Annotated in this window: 19 protein-coding genes; 10 read left to right on the top strand and 9 right to left on the bottom strand. The window is 67.7% G+C overall.

Translation table 11 applies throughout. The features are described 5' to 3' along the window. Positions 1-12: 12 nt before the first annotated feature. Positions 13-1554, top strand: coding sequence for a hypothetical protein (locus tag K2R93_15965; protein MBY0491340.1), 1542 nt, complete (start codon positions 13-15; stop codon positions 1552-1554). Between the two features lie 64 nt (positions 1555-1618). Here K2R93_15965 and K2R93_15970 read toward each other — a convergent pair whose 3' ends face one another. Continuing rightward, complete coding sequence (locus tag K2R93_15970) at positions 1619-3436, bottom strand: hypothetical protein (GenBank protein MBY0491341.1); 1818 nt, start codon at positions 3434-3436, stop codon at positions 1619-1621. Then, the gene (locus K2R93_15975; protein MBY0491342.1) at positions 3433-3960 is read right to left on the bottom strand and encodes a hypothetical protein; all 528 of its coding nucleotides are present in this window, start codon (positions 3958-3960) and stop codon (positions 3433-3435) included. The genes K2R93_15970 and K2R93_15975 overlap by 4 nt, the downstream gene beginning before the upstream one ends. Before the next feature lie 95 nt (positions 3961-4055). On the opposite strand from K2R93_15975, the gene K2R93_15980 reads away from it, so the two are divergent. After that, entirely contained in the window at positions 4056-4391 is a 336-nt protein-coding gene (locus K2R93_15980; protein MBY0491343.1) for a hypothetical protein, read from the top strand. Positions 4392-4756: 365 nt separating this feature from the next. On the opposite strand, the gene K2R93_15985 is transcribed toward K2R93_15980, so the two are convergent. After that, positions 4757-5125, bottom strand: coding sequence for a hypothetical protein (locus K2R93_15985; protein MBY0491344.1), 369 nt, complete (start codon positions 5123-5125; stop codon positions 4757-4759). A gap of 30 nt (positions 5126-5155) precedes the next feature. On the opposite strand from K2R93_15985, the gene K2R93_15990 reads away from it, so the two are divergent. Together K2R93_15990 and K2R93_15995 are read left to right on the top strand one after the other, a co-directional pair. Beyond that, positions 5156-6286 carry a hypothetical protein gene (locus K2R93_15990; protein ID MBY0491345.1) on the top strand — a complete coding sequence of 377 codons (1131 nt, stop codon included), beginning with the start codon at positions 5156-5158 and terminating at the stop codon, positions 6284-6286. Beyond that, complete coding sequence (locus K2R93_15995; GenBank protein MBY0491346.1) at positions 6276-6542, top strand: hypothetical protein; 267 nt, start codon at positions 6276-6278, stop codon at positions 6540-6542. The genes K2R93_15990 and K2R93_15995 overlap by 11 nt, the downstream gene beginning before the upstream one ends. A gap of 569 nt (positions 6543-7111) precedes the next feature. Here the strand turns inward: K2R93_15995 and K2R93_16000 are convergent. From K2R93_16000 to K2R93_16010, 3 genes are all read right to left on the bottom strand, one after another. Beyond that, positions 7112-8905, bottom strand: a complete 1794-nt coding sequence (locus tag K2R93_16000; protein ID MBY0491347.1) for a hypothetical protein — start codon at positions 8903-8905, stop codon at positions 7112-7114. Positions 8906-8946: 41 nt separating this feature from the next. Further along, positions 8947-9855, bottom strand: a complete 909-nt coding sequence (locus tag K2R93_16005; protein ID MBY0491348.1) for a hypothetical protein — start codon at positions 9853-9855, stop codon at positions 8947-8949. Positions 9856-9928: 73 nt separating this feature from the next. Next, entirely contained in the window at positions 9929-12088 is a 2160-nt protein-coding gene (locus tag K2R93_16010; protein MBY0491349.1) for a hypothetical protein, read from the bottom strand. A gap of 554 nt (positions 12089-12642) precedes the next feature. Between K2R93_16010 and K2R93_16015 the strand changes: the two genes are divergently transcribed. After that, positions 12643-12852 carry a hypothetical protein gene (locus K2R93_16015; GenBank protein ID MBY0491350.1) on the top strand — a complete coding sequence of 70 codons (210 nt, stop codon included), beginning with the start codon at positions 12643-12645 and terminating at the stop codon, positions 12850-12852. A 27-nt stretch (positions 12853-12879) separates the two neighbouring features. Here the strand turns inward: K2R93_16015 and K2R93_16020 are convergent, their stop codons facing one another. Continuing rightward, complete coding sequence (locus K2R93_16020; protein MBY0491351.1) at positions 12880-13440, bottom strand: helix-turn-helix transcriptional regulator; 561 nt, start codon at positions 13438-13440, stop codon at positions 12880-12882. A gap of 176 nt (positions 13441-13616) precedes the next feature. On the opposite strand from K2R93_16020, the gene K2R93_16025 reads away from it, so the two are divergent. The 3 genes from K2R93_16025 (at position 13617) to K2R93_16035 (ending at position 15532) form a co-directional block, all read left to right on the top strand. Next, positions 13617-14168 (top strand): hypothetical protein, encoded by a 552-nt coding sequence (locus K2R93_16025; protein MBY0491352.1) that lies wholly within the window; start codon positions 13617-13619, stop codon positions 14166-14168. Beyond that, positions 14158-15216: a serine/threonine protein kinase gene (locus tag K2R93_16030; protein ID MBY0491353.1), complete on the top strand. Its 1059-nt coding sequence runs from the start codon at positions 14158-14160 to the stop codon at positions 15214-15216. Before K2R93_16025 ends, K2R93_16030 begins: the two co-directional genes overlap by 11 nt. Before the next feature lie 142 nt (positions 15217-15358). Continuing rightward, positions 15359-15532: a hypothetical protein gene (locus tag K2R93_16035; protein ID MBY0491354.1), complete on the top strand. Its 174-nt coding sequence runs from the start codon at positions 15359-15361 to the stop codon at positions 15530-15532. A 48-nt stretch (positions 15533-15580) separates the two neighbouring features. On the opposite strand, the gene K2R93_16040 is transcribed toward K2R93_16035, so the two are convergent. Next, on the bottom strand, positions 15581-16204 hold the full coding sequence (locus K2R93_16040) for a hypothetical protein (GenBank protein ID MBY0491355.1): 624 nt from the start codon (positions 16202-16204) through the stop codon (positions 15581-15583). Positions 16205-16445: 241 nt separating this feature from the next. Between K2R93_16040 and K2R93_16045 the strand changes: the two genes are divergently transcribed. Together K2R93_16045 and K2R93_16050 are read left to right on the top strand one after the other, a co-directional pair. Then, on the top strand, positions 16446-17093 hold the full coding sequence (locus K2R93_16045; GenBank protein MBY0491356.1) for a MarR family transcriptional regulator: 648 nt from the start codon (positions 16446-16448) through the stop codon (positions 17091-17093). Continuing rightward, positions 17086-17505, top strand: coding sequence for a hypothetical protein (locus tag K2R93_16050; protein ID MBY0491357.1), 420 nt, complete (start codon positions 17086-17088; stop codon positions 17503-17505). Before K2R93_16045 ends, K2R93_16050 begins: the two co-directional genes overlap by 8 nt. 362 nt (positions 17506-17867) lie before the next feature. On the opposite strand, the gene K2R93_16055 is transcribed toward K2R93_16050, so the two are convergent. Beyond that, positions 17868-18110, bottom strand: a complete 243-nt coding sequence (locus K2R93_16055; GenBank protein ID MBY0491358.1) for a hypothetical protein — start codon at positions 18108-18110, stop codon at positions 17868-17870. Positions 18111-18284 lie beyond the last annotated feature (174 nt).

Below are 18284 nucleotides of genomic sequence, written 5' to 3' on the forward strand. Positions count from 1 at the left end.
ACGGAGCCTGCCTTGCCCGCTGTCCACTTCGCTCGCCGCCGACTCGCCCTGATTCCCTCGGCGATCACCATCCTGTCGCTCGCGGCGTCGCCCGTGCTCGCCTCGCCCCCCGTCGTGCCGCCGGCCGCCATCACGGCGGACTCCACGGCGGCGCTGCGCAACACCCTGATCCCGTCGGCCGCGCTCCAGGGGGATCTCGCCCAGCTCGATGCGGCCTTTCGGCGGCTCCACCCGGCGCTCTTCCGGTATCACACGGAGGCCAGCTGGACGCGCGCGTTGGACTCGGTGCAACGCTGGGCGTCGGTCCCGCGGTCGCGCGGTGAGACGTTCGTCGCCTTCTCGCGGCTGGTCGCGTCGCTCCGCTGCGGGCACACCTACCTGAGTTTCTGGAATCAGCCCCGCGCGGTGCATCAGTGGCTCACGGATGGCGCCGACAAGCTGCCCTTCGAGTACGATCTGGTTGCGGGCGACCAGTGGGTCGTGAACCGCTCGGCGACGTTTCTGGCCGGTGACTCCCTCGCGATTCTCCCCGGCGATACCATCGTGGCCGTGAATGGCGTCGCCGTGCCGGCGCTCGTGCGCGAACTGCTGCCGCTGATTCGCGCCGACGGGGACAACGATGGGAAGCGCCGCGCCCTTCTCGATTTCCGGCATCGCAAGGAATTCGAAGCGATCGACGTGTTTCTCCCGTTGCTGCATCCGCCGGTCAACGGACAGTACGCCATCACGCTCCGGCGTGGGCGTGAGACGCGTGTCGTGCAGGTGGCCTCGATGCCGGCGGCGGTGCGACGCGTGCAGGCCGTTCCCGTCGTGATGGCAAAGCCGATGCACGAGGTCACGCGCCTGCCGGGGCGTGCGGCCCTGCTCCGCGTGGATGCGTTCGACTACGGTCGCGATGCCGACAAGTGGGAACCCTTTGTGAAGGCCACGTTTCGCGTGCTGCGACGCGACACCGTGCAGACGCTGATCGTGGACCTGCGCGAGAACGAGGGTGGCTCCGATGAAGGCGCCGAATTCCTGCTGCGCCACCTCATTCGGACGCCATTGACGCTGCCGCCGCTGCAGCTGCTCGTGGCCTACGACACCGTGCCGGCCGCGCTCCGCCCGCTGCTCAGCACGTGGGACCGCAGCTTCTACGACCGGCGCGGACACGTCACCGCGCGCGGCGACGGGCGCTTCACACTCGACGAATCGGCTGCGTGGCCGCAGCGGATTCCGGTCGCGCCGGATGCGTTCACGGGTCGCGTGATTGTGTTGACCAGCTATGTGAACAGCTCCGCGTCGCACATCGTGCTGCGTCTGCTCGCGCGGCAGCCGGGCGTGACGCTGGTGGGCGATACCACCGGCGGCAGTTTGCGGGCGCACACCGGCGGCAACCTGTTCTTCGCCACCTTTCCCGGCACCGGCTTCGAGGTCGATCTCCCGCTCATCGCCTACGAGTGGGGCGTGAACAATCCCACCGGTGGGGTGGCACCGGACATTGCCGTGCCGGCACGCGAGGCGCTCGATCGGGCGCGGCGGCTCATCGCCGAGCCTGCGCGTACGTCCCGGTAGGCCCGTTGCCCGACGCGCGTCGCCTCTCTCGGGCGACGCGCCCGTCGCGCTTCTTGGCCTGAGTTTAGTTCCCCACCGGATTCATCGACCGCAACACCGGGTAGTACGCCGGCGCCGGCGTGAGTCCGAGGACCGGGTCCAGAATGTTCCACCACATGAACCCATCGTCGGAGCGCGGATCCATGAGGATGAACAGCAGGCGCGCCAGCGGCTGATCCATCGGGACCACGACCGAGCCGGCCGGGAGCGTCTGCGAGGTGGTCTCCCACGCCCCGGTGAGCGTGCGCGCCTTGTGCGTACCCTGATACTCTCGCGTTACGATCACATTCGTGGCGATCTTGAAGCGCTCGCCGATGAATGCCGTTTCCCTGGTGGTCACCGTGTAGCGAATGCCGTGCGCTTCGAGGCGATCGATCACGCTGGCGATCATGCGCTGCGTCGGGGTGCCGCCCGGACCGCGCCCGCCGAAGCCACCGGGGACGATCTGCCCGGGCACGCCGCCACGGCCGCCACCGCCCGCGCCGCCCGCACCGGGTGCTGCCGGCGCCGGAGCGCTGGGCGCCGCGTCGGCGGAATTCGGGATGACCCACACCCGCGGCGCGAGGCTCGTTTCGGTGGGTTCGGTGGTGCCGTAGAACGGCAGCATCTCCGAGGTGACCTCCGTGTTGCCGTCGGGGCGCAGGCGATACGGCCGATCGGGCACGTATGGATTGCGCACGCTGATCGTCGGCGCAAACACAATACGCTTGAGGTCGGGCGCCTTCACCAGCACCTGCCGCACCGCAAGCTGCTGCCCGATGACCGATTCCGCATTGGCCGCGGCCACGACGCTCTGCACCTTGGCGCTGTTGGCGTTCACGAAGCCGAGCGTTTCCTCGAGGAACCAGTACGTCTCGAAGATGCGCTGCTTGAAGCTCGCGTACGAGTACGTCTCCGAGAGCAGTCCCAGGATGTTGCGCACGCCAAAGAGCGTGGAGGTGTAGCGCGGCCGCGCGAGATCGGCGTCGGAACGCCACGCGCGATCGGCGCCGGTGCCTGAGACGCCACCGTAGTACCACCAGTCGGAGCCGTGCTTGGCCTTGATGGTCTTGGTGACCTCCGGCAGCATGACCTCGCGCAGCAGGCTCATCTCCCCCTTGGCGTTGTTGGGGTTGAGCGAGGTTTCGTACGTCATGTTGAAGCCGCTGTTGCTGCTGCCGTCGGTCGTGTGCAGGTCCATCGCCACATGCGGCGCGTACTGCGTCAGCAGGCGCACCATCGAGCGCGCTTCGGCGGTCTCCAGCTTGGTGCCGTCACGATTGAGGTCGAGCCCCTGCGCGTTCTCGCGCGTCCCCATGCCACCCACGGGACCGGCCTGGCTGCCGCGGTTGGTCACGTTCACGCGCTCATTGCCATCGGCGTTGTAGATGGGGTTGATGAGCAGCACCATGTTCTTGAACCACGCGTTACGTTCCCCCTTGGCGATGGAGCGCAACAGCCAGAGCACCGCCTCCTTCCCCTCCACTTCGCCGGCGTGGATGTTGCCCTGGATGTAGACGCGGGTCTTCTTGGTCGCGAGCACCTGCTCCGGGCTGGTGCCGGGCGCGCCAATCACGGCGAGCGGCATGGGGCGCCCTTCGTAGGTGTAGCCGTAGGTCGTGAGGTGAATGGCCGGATTGAGCGCGGCCATCTGCTTCATGTACGCGATGACGTCGTCGTAACGGCTGGTTTCGGCGTAGTCGGTGCGCTCGGGGCGCGTGAGGTACGCGCCGGCGGTGCCGGCTGACTTGGGTGCCTGGGCGGCAAGTGAGCGACCACCGAGCAGCGCGGCCACGGTGGAAAGCGCCAACAGGGCACGCCGACGGCGTGCGACTCCCTTCTGCGACATCAACGACGGGGTCATCGAGGAGCTCCGAGTAGGTACGACCGCAGGTCGTGCTCGTTGTGATCCTGCACGGTTCTGAGTTCACGCAGCGGGGGCGTGACGCCGCCGCGGGCGTAGATGCTGATGGCGATGTTGGTCTTGCCGCGAGTCAGCGCCTGCGGCACCAATACGTCCACGGTACGGGGAGTGGCCGCTGGCGCGAGCTCCGGCGTGGCAATCACACTGTCCTCCACCACCAGCGCAAAGCGACGGGCGCCGTTCGCCGAGGGGTCGGCGGCGAAGGTGCAGGAGACGGTCACTTCGGTGTCGTCGAAGGTGGTGAGGGCGTAGCGCACCCACCCGGTCGCCTCGCGATAGGCGGTCCCACCCGCGGTATCGGCCCGCGCCTCGACCCCCACGTAGCCGTGCAGCGCCTCGCTCCGGGCGTCGCCGGCATGAACGGTATCCACGATCCGGCGGTCGCGCACCGCGCGCAGCGCGGACGACGCGACCAGCACAGCCAACGGCAGGGAGCGCCCGAACCAGAAGGTACGGCTGATCACGACCGGGCGAACGCGGGGGGCGGTGTCATGGTGTGAGTATACGCCGCCAGCGGGGGGCGTGCTGAACGGCGCGCCGGCTGGCGCGCGCCGCCGCCGTGCCCCATTGTCACGAGTTTCCGAAGACGCCGGCTGGGAGGGAGGCGGAAGCCCTGAGTCCCGCCGCGTTTCTCACGTGGTGGGGGCAGGCGCAGCATCCGCACGATCTCGTGGACGGGGCCTCGCCCTGGAACGACACGATCCTGGAACGTCGGGAGGTGATCGGCAGCGTCGCGATCCTGCCGGACACCGTGGCGGTCGTCGCGCGACCAACCGAGATCGTCTGTCTCGATACGCTCGGCGTGTGCATGATCGCCGCGCTTGGCGACAATCAGGGCGGCTGGGGGTTCGATGCGTCGTGCGGGTGGCTGGGACTCGCCGATCGGTACTTCTGAGGGCCCCATGAAGGTCGGCGCAGCGCAGCGCACGTCCGCACAAACAACGCGGGGCCGGTCGTTCGACCGGCCCCGCGGTTTTTCAGGCGACTGCCGCCGTGTGGTGGCGCAAGTGGTTTGGAGGAACGGAGCGCGCTATTTGGATGTGCGCCTTTGCTAGTGCTCGCGACCTCTCCCCTCGAGTTGCCCTTCGGTATCATCTGTAAGCTGGAGCCTTAGGTGCCGTAGTGCACAACTGCAAGCCGAACACTGGACATGGGAATTCTCTGAAGTGATGGTGGAACGGGTGAGTCGCGGGGCGCGCATCGGTCCATGCACGCGACGAGCGCCGGAGCAAGCGGATGCGCGCCGCGACTGCTGACCGACTACGCGCGGCCGGCAAGCCGCGCGGGAATCGGCTTCAGGGACCACACCGCACAGTAGAAAACGTCTGCTTGGCACTGGTCGTAGCAGACGTTCTGCACTTCGCGGATGAGGCCGTCCTTGACGGTGTAGTACAGCACCCGGTTGCTGTCGCACTTGGCACCCTTGGCTTCGCCCCAACGGCGATGTACGTCGATGGCGTGCACGTCCTCGCCCGCGAGATAGCTGATCTCCGCCTCGAAGTTGCCCTGCCGAAGCACGTCGAAGTACGCCACAACTTCATCGCGCCCGACCTTCGTCCCGGATAGCGGGTGATGGCCCGGGAGGGCCGGCTTGACCCAACCCCGATTTTGTCCCACCTTCGTGCGCACCTAGCTACTGCCGCGACACTCCGTCGAGCTATGGATTTGATTTCGGCGCATTGGGTGATGTTCAATGGGGGATTTATGACGCGTCATCAGACGTTAGGTGCAATCGCGATTGCTTGCACGATTTTCGGGGGCGTAGTGAGTGGATGCGCAGACACGGCTCGCATGACCGGTTCAGCTAGGGATGAGGTTCGAGAGTCGCTGGCGACCCTTCAGCCCGGCACAGCCCGACAGACCGTCTGGGAATATCAGGCGGGCGGTCGATTGGTCTTGCGGTCAGCCGTGAAGAGTATGATCGGGTCATCTCCGCAGTCGACGCCTCGCGGTCAGAGTCCACAGGCGCTCCAGGTTTCGGCTGACGACGCAGGTCGGATTCGCGCGTCCGTTGGCGGCATCGGCCTGTTGCAGGCACTCGCGCGTGGCGCAAAGAAGGGCACGCGTGTTCGACTGGAGCTTCCTGGCGCAGAGGAGCTGCTCGCATCCTCGATCGGGCGCCACGGACTGAAAGTCGCGCAGACGGTCGACGATCATGGCGTGCGATACACCACTGCGTTAGTGGAACAGGCCGGCGCCACCCGAGCGATTCGCACCGAAGTTGCTCGCCAAATTGGGACGGACTTTGTGCCGATCCGTGTGCAAACGGCCGTGCTGGACTCCACCGGTACTGCTACCGCAATTGTCGTCAGCGAGTTCTCTTGGGGGACGGGCATCTCGATGGGGACGCTTCAGTTCAAAGGACATCGCTTGGGGGCCGTGGCGGCCGACATTATCGCGTCCGTCGTACTTCCGGAAACGTTGGAGGCAGCCACACTGCGAGCCTGCGAGAGCGAGTCCACCAATCTCGATGTGAAGACGGCAGAATGGATCTTCGCACTTGGTGCTTTGGTCTCGCTTCAGCAAAGCTGCAGCTTCGCACCAGAAGTGTGCGCGTTTCTCATTGACGGAGCGAACGCGGCCGTATCGTACGCGGACTTGGAGTTGGCCGTCGCACTCAACACGTACAACAACTGCATGAACAGGATTCGGATGCAGCCAATGGGGTCCGTGTGGATCAACAATGAGCTCTGTACCACCTATTACATCTTCTACACGAACGACGGAGGTGACACTTGGAGATTCCGCGAAGACACCGTTTCCTGCGTCGGGAGAGATTATGAGCTTTGAGCCGCAAAGCGTGGGGGCACTACTCTTCGCACTGCTCGCCGCGCGCATGGCGTACCGAATTCACCGCGAGTCCGCGTGGCATTACTGGACATGGGTCTGGTGGGGACTCGCCGTCTCGTCGCTCCTCTTTGCCGGCGTGTCGTGGCTCAATCGGCCAGCCCTCACGAGTCATGCGCTCTCACTCGTGCTCGCCGTCCTCTGTGCCGGCGCACTGGCTACCGGCATTGGACGGGTGAGGAGCGGACCCACCGGGTAGCTTCCGCTGGCGGCGGACGTCGCATTGGAGGAGGAACCAGAACGCCCTCGTGTGCCGGCAATCGGCGCGCGAGGGCGTTCTGCACAACCCTCTCAATATGAGCGGCCTCTGCGGTCACAGCTAGAGAGATTCCCGCTGTGCAACGATGCCCCGGCGCGCGTAGCGCTCGTGCGCGACCAGACGAGGCGCACCCGGCAGCGCGGTTCTTCGGCGTATGTCCGACTTGGATTGAAGTTTTCCGATCTACTGGGAAACTGACTTTCCTTCACCATGGCGACAGCACGACACGAGGTGAGCCCCGGAGATCTCTCCGGGGCTCACTTCGTTGCTGCGGCGCCGGCGCCGACTCTAGGCCCGCGCGACTACTCGCGCCGCTTCCGTGGCTTCTGCGCCCGCGCAGTCGCCCCGCCGTGCCCCCGGCGCGGCGCTGGTGCTGGTGCTGCCCCCGCTCCTCTACCTCGTCTATTCCGTCGGTCGAGGTGAGCCGGTTAAGGAGGTTTAGGAGGTTTAGGAAGGCCATCCTAAACTCTCCACAACTTGCTGCAAGTGCTCTCTGCGCTCCCCGCGTGCTACCCCACCGCTGCCGGGAGGAGCCCGCCGCCGATCAGCCGCGCCGCCTCGGTCGCGGTCCTGCGCGCCTCTGCACTCTTCGCCCCTTGGATCACGCGGAGCACGGTGCCAGTCAGCCGCGCACGATCCGCCTGGCAGAGCACGAGTGACAGCAGATAGGCCGCGGTGTCCATCTCGTCGGCGGGGTCGGGCACCGCCTCCTCATAGCTGACCTCTTCGCCAAGCAGCGCGAGCGCAAGGATCAACGGGCGTCGACCATCCGACCGCGCGAGGGGGATCGCCGACAAGCACGCGCGGATCAGCGGCGCATCGCGAAGCACGTGCCCCAGCAGTACCCGAGCGCCATGCAGAAGGCTGATCGCCCGCGGCGGGCTGACGGCGTCCATGATCCCCGCCATCGCGTCCACACGGTCGACCAGCAGCCAACCCAGGCCTTCGCGCTCGGCGGGGATGAGCGAGCCGTTCTGGCGGTTCTGCGCCCATCGCGCATCTGGATTCGGTACGCGGCGCGCGCGGCTGTAGAACATCCGCAAGCTCTCCTCCCCGGCGTACGCGCGTCCGAGCAGCCGCGGCACCGCCGCCGCATACGGGTGCAGCTGTCGATGGGAGACCACGGCCGCCTCGCCGACGATCCGCACACTCGGACGCTCACCGGGGGCGGCGACGCTGATCGTGCGCAGAGCGCTGAGTTCGCGGTTCAGTTCCGCCATGGGCGCGAGCTTACCACTTCGGGCGTTCACGTGAGCCTGACCTGCCCACTGCATCAAGACGGCGTTACTTCGCTGGAGCAGCCCGATGGCCTCCTCGAGAACGTCAGACTGCGCGACCGGCCGAAGGAGCGCCGACAACAACACCTCCCGCGTCGCGATCAGCTGATGAAGCTCTGGCAAGCCGAGACGCATCGCGATGCTGCGCGCGACCACGAGGGTTTCCAGCTCGGCGGACGGGCGAAGCAGCCGAAGACGATCCTCAAGCGCCATCGCTTCGTGCATCACGTTTGAGACCTCACCGAGCGTGTATCGCTCGGGCGCCCCACCGGGTACGGTGTGGGGGTTGCGCAGAACACGCCACGTACCGCGCCCCTGCACCAGGCGCGATGTGCGCTGTGTACTCAACTGCTCCAAGCCGCGGCCGAGGCAGCCGGTCGTGCGGACAAACGCTGCGGCCGGTGCACTGGTGGCATGCGTGGCCACCCAGAGCGCGGTCTCCACGCGCGAGACCGGCCGCCCCAGCGCCGCCTCGGTTCGGCGTACGGCCTCCATGACGCCCTCGGCCTGGCTGACGGGCATCCGTTGATCCGGCGCCGGTGCGGCCGCCGGGCGCCAGAGCGTGCGTCGGCGTCCGTCGAGCGTGGTGACGGCGCGCGCAGCCAGCCGCGGCGCGCGCCAGGCTGGCGCGCCACGGGTGGAGGGGCGCGTGAGCGCGTCAAGGATCAAGCGATAGTTGCGCGGGTCGGGCAGCTGTACGCCGAGCGCGCGCATGCCCTCGGTGATGAGCGAGGTTGGCGCCTCCGTACCCGTCTCGGTCCAGTGGCGTTCGACGACCGCCACTGCGGCTGCCATCGGTTCGCCCGGCGGTACGGCATCGACGGGGTGCTCCCGGTGCGCGTATCGTCCATGCGGCGGGCGGCCGTAGACGTACAGGAGCACCCCGCTCGTGCAGAGTTGTGCGACGACGAGCGCCACGTCGAACGGGGATTCGTCCGGGTATCGCCGACGGAGTTCCTCTTCCACCTCCGACGGGTGCACGGCCACGCCACGTGAACGGGTCAGTTCCAACACGAGGGTGGCCACACGCGACCGGCGGCTCACCGTCCCACTGGCCACTCCCGGCATTACGCCGCCGCGCCGTCAGCCGGTCGATGCCACAGACGCTCGAACAGCTGCGCCGAGAACGGCGCCTCCGTCCGCGGCACCCGCGGGCCCATGCCGCGCACCGCTTCCAGGTACAGCTGCGCGTGGCGGATCAGGCGGCCGACGGGCAACGGCTGTCCGCCCGTGACGACGGTGTCGATGTAGAGGCGCCAGCGCGGCATAGTCAACACATCGACGTGCTCCTTCCATCGCGGGAACCACGTGAGATAGATGTCGGGCGCCAGCGCGGGCGGCACGAGCCCGATCTCCTCGATCAGGGGCCACCGGTGTCCGCGTTCGGCATGCTGATCCACGATCCGACGGAACGAGGGGGCTCCAACGGCGAGCACGCCGACGCCGCGCTCCATTCCACCGGCCTCGGTCCCTCCTTTCCGCCGATCCGCGAGTGCGGCTTCGGTGATGACATCGCGAATGACGGTCATACCGGCATCGGTGATGTACTCCCCCTCCTCGACGAGCAGCGCCACCACGTTCTGCTCGAGGCAGGTGGAGACGATCTCGCTCAGCAGTTGCGCGTCCGTCTTGCGCCCACCACGCATGCGCATGTGCGGGGGCGCACCACGCAGCGCCGTCAGGATTGCGATCAGACAGTCGCGTTCACTGTGCGCCTTCAGTCGCCCGACGAGCACGATGCGCTGGGGCACGTGTCCCGGGGTCGCGAGTTGCTGCTGGAGCTGCTCTGCATCCCATTCGTCGATGACGCGCTCCAAGCTGAACGTCTTGCCGGCGCTCTTCTGGGCCACCACCGCAATCGCGGCACGGCTGGAGATCGCGAGTTCCAACATCTTCCGCATGAGGGTCTTCGCGTCCACCGCCGGGATGATCGGGAAGCCGCCGTCCCGTTCGGTGTCTTCGTTCAGAGTAGGCATCGTCGTTGTCATGGGGGTGCTCGGGTTCGGGGGTTCAGGGGTTCAGGGGGTCAGGTGCTGCAGGGCATGGCGATCATCCAGACCGACGCTGCTCCAGGTCCTCGATGGGCAGCGCCGGGCTCGGATACGGGACCGCGGGTGGCGTGGTTGCCGCACTGAGGCCTGCGAGCCAGAAGGAGCCGCCCTCGACGGCATCGGCGCGCGGGGGTGCGGCCGCTGCCCCGTCACCGGGGATCAGCGCGAGCAGTGAGGCGAAGGCGGGCGTCGGCGCACTCACCGTGGTGGTCGCCTGCCGCAGTGCTTCGTCCAAGAGGGGCGTCAGCTGCGCCCCGGACACGTACATCGATTCCGGGATCGCGTCAGCGGCGCGCACCGCCGCCGCGGGGGGATCGCCGTCCCGTGTGTCGCGCGCGGGGCGCGCTCCCAGCCACACGTCCTCTGGCCGCAGTGGTGTCGTGACCGCGGCGGCGATGAGCGATGTCAGATCAACGGTCCCGGCGACGCCCTCAGGGCTGGGCGCTCGCCGAGCGGCTGGATCAGCGGCGATGTTCTGGTCCGCGGCGGCTCGCGTCTCGGCCGCCCGTTCAACCCCCAGACGTTGGTCCATCAGCGCGTGGATCGCGCGCTGGGCCCGTTCGCTCAGGCCGCCGGTCATCTCGGCGCGGGCGCGGGCGATGTAGTGCCCGTCGCGGCTGGCTGACGCGTCTCGAAGACCGGGGACGTGCACCAGCGCTCGTCCGCTATCCTCGACCGCCCACAGACAGGTGGCCAGCGGGTGTACATGGGCGGTCACCGTGGCCCCCACGGGCACGATGCGCCCACGGATCCGATGGTCGAAGGCGACCAACCGGTTGTCGCGCTGCATCTGCAGGCTCCCCTTGGTCGATGTCAGCGTGACCACCGGCAGGGCCCGGAGCAATGCGTCGCTCGGCGTGAGCAGGCTGGCGCGCGGCCGCTGCGCCATGAAGGCGTCATACGGCGTGGTGCCGTGCGCGGAGTGTCGCCGCTCGAAGTTGTAGTGCTCGATGAGCTTCGGAAGGATGATGCGGTCGACGTCCTCCACCCGGGGGAGATCCTCCGGGAGAATCTCGATCTTTCGAGCGGGCCGGTCCGTCGTGGCGGCCGCCTCGACACGCGCCTCGTGGGGGTTCTGGCGGAGGCGATCCGTGGGGATGTGCGTCTGCACGTGACCGGGAATTCCCGCGAAGAAGGCGTCGAATTCCTCCTTCACCGTGAAGCCGCAGCGCTCCTGGCTGCCGTTTCGATAAGGTCGGTACGCCGACAGGATGTGGATGGCGGACGGGATGTGGGGCTGGACCGCCTTCGACCACGCCCGGTGGGTGACGTGACCATCCAACCGAATGTGCTTCGGCAGAAACCCGGTAAAGGGGCGCATGAAGGCGGGCGCGATGTCGGGTTGCGACGCGCGCAGGAAGACCGTCGCGACGTCATGCTCGTCGAACCCGGTGACGACCACTTCGCCCTGCGCCCCGCGTCGACGCCGTGGATCGCACACCTGCCACGCGAGGATCGCTCGGCTGACGTAGTCGAGAACCAAGGCGACGTAGAGCAGCGTGGAGACCCACCGACGCTGCTGCTCGTGCCAGAGCCCCACCCAGAGCGGGAACACCAGTTCGTCCTCTGTCCAGCAGTCGTGGGGTCGGTCGTACGGCAGCGTGTCGTGCGGCACCGCGTCGACCTCGGCCGCCCGGCGACCGTGGCCCCCCGCCGAACGCCCCAAGACGCCGCCTCGCGCCTCTTCGATGATTCGGCGCAACGCCCACTCTCCGGGGAGATCGACGGCACAGCGCACGGCCGCCTGCGCCAGCAGCTTGATCGCTTTGCCGGTCTCGAGACGCGGATTGACGGCCAAGGCGTCGTCGAGGACGTCCATCAGAGCATCGTCCAGCTTCGCGCGTGGACGGCCACCGCCGTGCTGGATCAGGTAGTAGGCGGGGTCCGTGCGCGCCTGGTCCGGCCCATTGCGATAGATCTCGGCGAGGGCGCAGATCGTCGGCCGGGTGGGCACCCAGCCGTCCAAGGTGGCGTGGATCTTTCGCACCGCACGCACCATGTCGCACGGCCGAGGGCCGGCTTCGGCGGCGACCCGCGCGACCTCAAACCGGCGACGCGCGGTCAGCGACCGCTGCACCTCAGCGGAGGCGAGCCGTTTCCGATGACTCGGCGGGGTGCGCGCCTCAGGTTTTGCTGGACGGTCGTGGAACTGGGACATGGCTCGTTCACTCGCGGCGCCCGCGATTCACCTGCAGGCGAGCAGGCTTCACCGGGCTTCTGAGCCGCAGCGTAGAGCGTGATGGGCACGCGCCAAGGGCAGCCTGCCCTAGTTTTGGCGCGCGAGAAGGCGCCTGCGCGGCACGGCGGAATCGAGAGCGGGCGGACACGGGCAACCTCGGGGGGGGAGGCCAAACGCGGTCACTCGGCGCGACCAACGTGAACGTCGACCAACACGGTTCGCTCACCGTCCCCTCGAGACCCACCACCCCGGCCGGACCAGAGCCCGGCAGGCGCCCGCGAACGGACGCCCGCGCGTGGGCCGACCTCGGGGGGGCAGCCCAGCGTGGATCACGGTGTCGTGGCCCCGACACCGCCGTTGCTGGCGGCGCGGCAAACGAGCACGCGGTTCGGGTGGACATACCCGAACAGAAGCCGAAGTACGCCAGCCCGGAGACGGCCGTCAAGCGGACTCTTCGGTGCGCGTTCGGTGTTGGGAGAGCGGGGGTGCCGCGAGGTTTCTCGCGTGACCCTGCACGCTTCGGCCGCGATCCTATGAGCGGCTCGCCTCGAAAGCACCTGCGCCGGGCCGATGAGGCGCTCCGGCAGGCGCTGGACACGGCCTCGCGCTACCCGGAGGCCCGCGCGGAGCTCGTCGCCCAGCTTGGCGAGGAGCGCCTCGCGCAGCTGGAGCGGGCGGCCGCCATCGTGCGGGCGGCGGTGGACGCGCTGGAGGGCCCGGCGGACGGGAGCCGCGACCGCTGAGCCTCCGTGGCCAGCGGTACCAGGGGCCTACTCGTCGGCGTCGCCGATGGCCGCGCGCACGGCGCGGACGCGTTGGGTCTCACGCGGACTTCTGAGCGAGGCCCGCAGCCGACCGTTCCGGGCGTCCTCCCGTTCGGCGGCGAGCTGCGTTGCCGTGACGCCCTGCCGCGTTCTGGCCCGCTGGACGTCGCGCACCACCGCGTCCATCCCATTCCGCTCCTCGGCGGTCGGCGGTCCCACGATCAGGCTGGCGTCGACCTCGAGGCCGGCGGCGATGTGGTGCGCCTCGAAGATGGTGAGCGCGCGATTGCCCCGCTCAATCTTCGCCAGCCAGCTCTGGCTGAAGCCCAACCGCCTCGCCAGCTCCAGCTGGGAGAACTGCTGCGGGCTCTCGGGCGCACGCGCGCGGCCCGTCGGCACGAACGCGAGGCTGGCGGCGCGCGCACGCTCTCGCCGCGCCTCTCGCAGCGCCTGAATGCGGCGACCGACCAACCAGTCCCAGGCCTTGGCCTCGTCCGCCAGCTTGAGCCACTGCACGACGCGACGGACCTCGTTCGGGTCCGGCCCCGCCCGCGCCCCCTTGCCCACGCGAGTCCTCCGTTGAGGGATCGTGGGGAGGATCGAGTCGATTTTGGACTATTCCGAATTGGACTTGCCGACGTCCTCGGCGCCGCGGTGGGCGACGATGGCGAGCAGCGGCGACTACTTTGCTTGTTGATCCAATCTCCGTTGAGCGACGTTTCTGACTTTCATCTTTGCTGCGCATGATTGCCCTCGGTCTTCGTGCCCACCCCAAGCACGTCACCTTCGCGGTCGTTGCCAACCCCGAGGCGCCTGTGCTGCAGGCGCTGTCCACGGTGATCCTTCCCGCCGCCCTGCACGCCCCCGAACAGCTGTTCTTCGTGCGCACGACGCTCCTCGATCTCATCCGGGAGTACCACGTGACCAGCGCCGGGGTGCGGACGACCGAGCCGATGGCGAAGAGTCCCAACCTCCTGCGGCTGAACATCGAAGGCGTAGTCCAAGAGCTGCTCGGCGCGGGCGCCGTCCCGCGCTACTTCGCCGGTCCGCTCGCCACCATCGGCCGCTACCTCGGTGTGTCCACCAAGGAGGCGAAGCGCTTCGCCACCGGCGAGGCGCGCGTCGACAGCGTGGAGGGGTGGGCGGAGCGGTATGACGACGAGCAGCGCGAGGCGATTTTGGCGGCCCTGGCCGCCCTGCGTATCCCACGCTCGCGACTGTCAATGATGACCGATGATGCGCCGGTCGCTTTGTCGGCAGGTCCTGCCGATCTCGAGGTTCCGCATGCTGATTGAGACGGCCGTTCGGTTCGAGCGCCTCCAGAACCTCGACCTGCAAGGCGCCAATTCGCAGGTCTTCCTGGCCCGGGACCATCAACTGCAGGCGACGCTCGTCGTCAAGGAGATCGAGAAGGCGAAGATCGACGCGGCGCGCTACTTCGACGAGGCGGCGAAACTCTACGCCGCGCGGCACCCCAATGTGGTCGACGTGCTTTACGCATCGTCCACGGACACGCATGTGTACATCGCGATGCCGCAGTACGCGTGCTCGATTGAGGCGCTGCTGCGCGACCGCCCGCTGACCGTCCGCGAGGTGGTGCGCGTGGGGATCGGATTCTTGACCGGCCTGCACCACATCCACGTCAAGAAGCTGGTGCATTTCGACATCAAGCCGTCGAACGTGCTGCTCGACACGGCCGGAAACGCGTCGTTGTCCGACTTTGGCCTGTGCCAGGCGGTCGACGCGGCGGGATTGGCCACCCCGGCGCAGGTGTACGAGTCCCACGTCGCGCCGGAGTACCTGGTAGCGTCGACCAGCCTGTCGACGGCCGCCGACATCTACCAAGCCGGACTGACCCTCTACCGGATGTGCACCGGCACGGCGCTCTGGCAGGCCCACCTCAACCAGGTAATCGCTGCGCTGGGGGCGGATCGGTGGCTGGAGGCGGTGGCTCTCGGGGCATTTCCGTCACGCGACCTGATTCCCCCGCACATCCCGAATCGGCTGCGGGCGGTCATCATGCGCGCGATCCAGCCCAACCCCGACGACCGCTTCGGGAGCGTGTTGGAGATGATGAACGAGTTGGCCCAGGTCGACGAGGCGCTCGACTGGCAGTTCACGCCGATGGCGGAGGACCTCCGGTGGGAGTTGACCACCGACGCACAACGGTGGACGGTCGAACTCAAGGGGAACGGTCCCCTTGCCGACATCATTGCGAGACGGGAGAATCTGGCCACCGGCAAAGTGACAGACTTTCCTTCCCTGAGTCACGCCGGCGTGAAGGGCGCCAAGGTGGTCAAGTATGTGCAGGCGGCGATCCGGGAGTTCACGCCCAGTTCCTGATCCGCCCGCAGTCGGTTGACTTTGTCCGTACAAACACCGAAGATCGAGGTGGCGCCGTCCGGCGCCCAGACGAGAGGTCCCAATGCGAAAAAACACGGCTGGACCGCAGGGAAGGCCGTCGGGGACGTCGGTGCGCTTGGACGTGGCATCCCCCCTGGTCACCCGTGAGAGCCAGGTGCCGGGGCACGGTGTGCCTCACGATGAGAAGCTGCGGAAGTCGGGGGCCGCCGACGTGCGCGGAAATGCTGTGGTGGAGCGCGCCGGCGGCGGCTTCATCCGCGTGCTGCCCAAGGACGCGTCGAAGCGTCACGGGTGATCGCTGCGACGTGTGGGCGGGGGGGCCCCTGTTTCCGTCGCGTGCCCGTCAGCGGTAGACCCAGTCGAACCGATCTAGCACCACCACGCGCCCTGCATCGATCCGGCGATGCATGTGGCCGCAGACGAGTTCTGGTCGACCCAAGTGGTCCCAAACGTCTTGGACGATCCCTGCTGAGACTGACGGGGTTCCGCCGTGCTCGGCGATCACGTCAGCCGGGGGCGTGTGCGTGATCAGAAGGTCGATGTCGCCCGCTTGGAGGGCGAGGAGCGGGGCGGCGTCGGCCCGGCGGATCGCCTCCTCCTCCGGCCACCAATCCTCACCCGGTACCCAGTACGGGGCGATGTGGTGCGTCTCGGCCCCACCGAGAAAGGCGACCCGGCGACCTGCGAGGTGCAACACCGTACCCCGGGGGCAGTAGCTGAGCCCTGGGGCGATTTCGGTCGGCGCCGTGAGCCCGCGGGTCGAAGGGAAGTGGTGATGGTTGCCGTCGATGAAGTAGACGTGACGGGCCAGCCGACGCCATCGCGCCGAGGGCGGGGTACCCGGTGCTCCGCTGAGATACAGGTCGCCGACCTGCACCACGACGGTGACCTCCGGGGGAAGCTGCTGCTCGACGATCCAGGCGAGGCCGTCAATGTCTTGGTGGATGTCGCCAACGATTGCGAGCATGCGGTGCGGTTTGGGCGTTGGGCCGCAGGGAGGTTGTCGAAAAGGTATAGTGTACTATACACGAAGTGTACTACACCACCCTTGAGGTATACTACACTATCTCTCAGGTATAGTGTAGTATACACTCAGGCGTAGGGATCCGCGTGATCCCCTGTCGCCGCGTCGCTTTCTCGCCCCTTGCCCTCGCCTCCTGAGTATGCGCCCCCCGGCTCGAAGCTTTCTCCGAACCCCCCTCGACCACGTGCTGGGCACGGTCGCGGCCGTGCGGGTCCTGCGGAGCCTCGTCGCGAGTGACGCGCCGACCACGCAGAGCACGCTCATGCGTGAAACGCATCTGACCCGGAAGTCGGTGCGTCACACCGTGGATCATCTCGTCTCGGCCGGCGTGCTCCAGCTGGTCGGCGACCCTGGAGCCCACCTGTACGCTCTGGAAACCTCCCATCCGCTGGTCCCGGCCATCCAGACCCTTTTCGCGGCGGAGCGGTCGCGACTCCCCCAGCTCTCCGAAGCGATCCGGGCGCTCGCGGCGGAGCACGTGCCGCCGGTGATGGGCGCGTGGCTGTATGGCAGCGTGGCGCGGGGTGACGACGACCTCACGAGCGACCTCGACCTCGCGCTGGTGGTAGACACCGCGGAAGCCAATGCCGCGACGGAAGCCCTACGGCGCGACCTGCACCGACTGGGCGACGCGCAGCATGTCCCGATCAACGTGATCGCCTTCAGTCCCGCGGAACTGCTCGCGCTTCCTGACATCAACCCTGGGTTCTGGGACAATCTCCGGGAGGACGCTCGCGTGCTGCACGGCAGTGATCCAGACAGCGTTGCGCTTCGCCTTCGGCGCGTGCTGAAGGCCGAGGCGACGACGACGACGGAGGCGGACCATGGTTAGACAGGGGAAGGTCGCCATCGCGGATGGGCAGGCGTGGGGCTCCCGGCGGCAGGACGCGCAAGCCTTCCGAAAGGCCGCCGAGACCCTCGAAGCCGTGGCCGAAGAGGGCCAGAACTGCAACCCCATCATCGTGCTCATCATCCATGCCGCCATAGCGTACGGTGACGCGCTGACCGCCCGCTTCGGTGGGACGGTGAACCGCGGAAATCACGATGACTTATGGCGTCGGGTGAAGCAGGCCATGAAGGGACGTGCCGACGAGCCCCAGATCTCCCGGCTTAAAGATCTGCTCGGCAACAAAACCGCCTACTCGTACGGCGCCAAGATCGGTCGGCTCAACGATATGCGGGAGATGCTCAAGCAGCTGAAGCGCTTTGAGCTGTGGGCCGAGGAGCAGCTCACGAGCGGGTAGGCGCATTGCGCACCACCCGCAAGCGTTCGTCGCACCGGCCACTCCCGCCGAGCCCACGGCTGAGGGTAGGGTGATGTCGTCCTCTCCTCAGCGTCTCGCTCACGATGACCTTCGCCCGCCGCGCGGTTTCCCGTTCCCTCAGCCCGCATGACCGGAACGCGTCGGAGCCGGACACACCGAGCGGGCGCCTACGTTGCGCGCAACGCCAGACGTATTGGGAACTCCACGCGCGCGTGCTCCTTGGCCAGGCATTGACGGAGGCGGAGCAGCATGAGTTCGTGAAGCTCTCGCCCCTCGTGCGCGGCGGCTGCGCGCTCTGCGAACCGGCACGCTGAACGATACGACGGCCGCGATTCTTGTTTTCAACGCGAGCGGGTCGGGCCGGCGGCGGCGTCCACCGATTTGAGGTAGGCGCGACACCATGCCTGGAGTAGCCGGAGACCAGCGGCTTCGGCCGCGGCGATGCTCGTGGTCTTTGAGACCTCGACGGTGATCTGCTGCGGCGCGATGCCGTCGCCCGAGATCTCGCACATGACCTGATGGCCGGTGAACGTGCTCGTGGACTTCTCGGAAACCCGGATGACACGCGCGCGGGCGGTGAACATGTGATCTGCCAGTGAAGGGGCGGAGAGTGCGCCGGCCGGAGAGCCGCTCGACCCTCCAACCGAACGAGATCTTGAACGTTGTGCACGGTAAGAGAAGCTTGCCCCTCGCGCACCGTCAGGCCCACGCCGTACCTTGCCACGCGTTCATGAAGCCCCCGAGCCTGATCGCGGCCG

The sequence above is a fragment of the Gemmatimonadaceae bacterium genome, from assembly GCA_019752115.1.
Lineage (GTDB): Bacteria > Gemmatimonadota > Gemmatimonadetes > Gemmatimonadales > Gemmatimonadaceae > Gemmatimonas.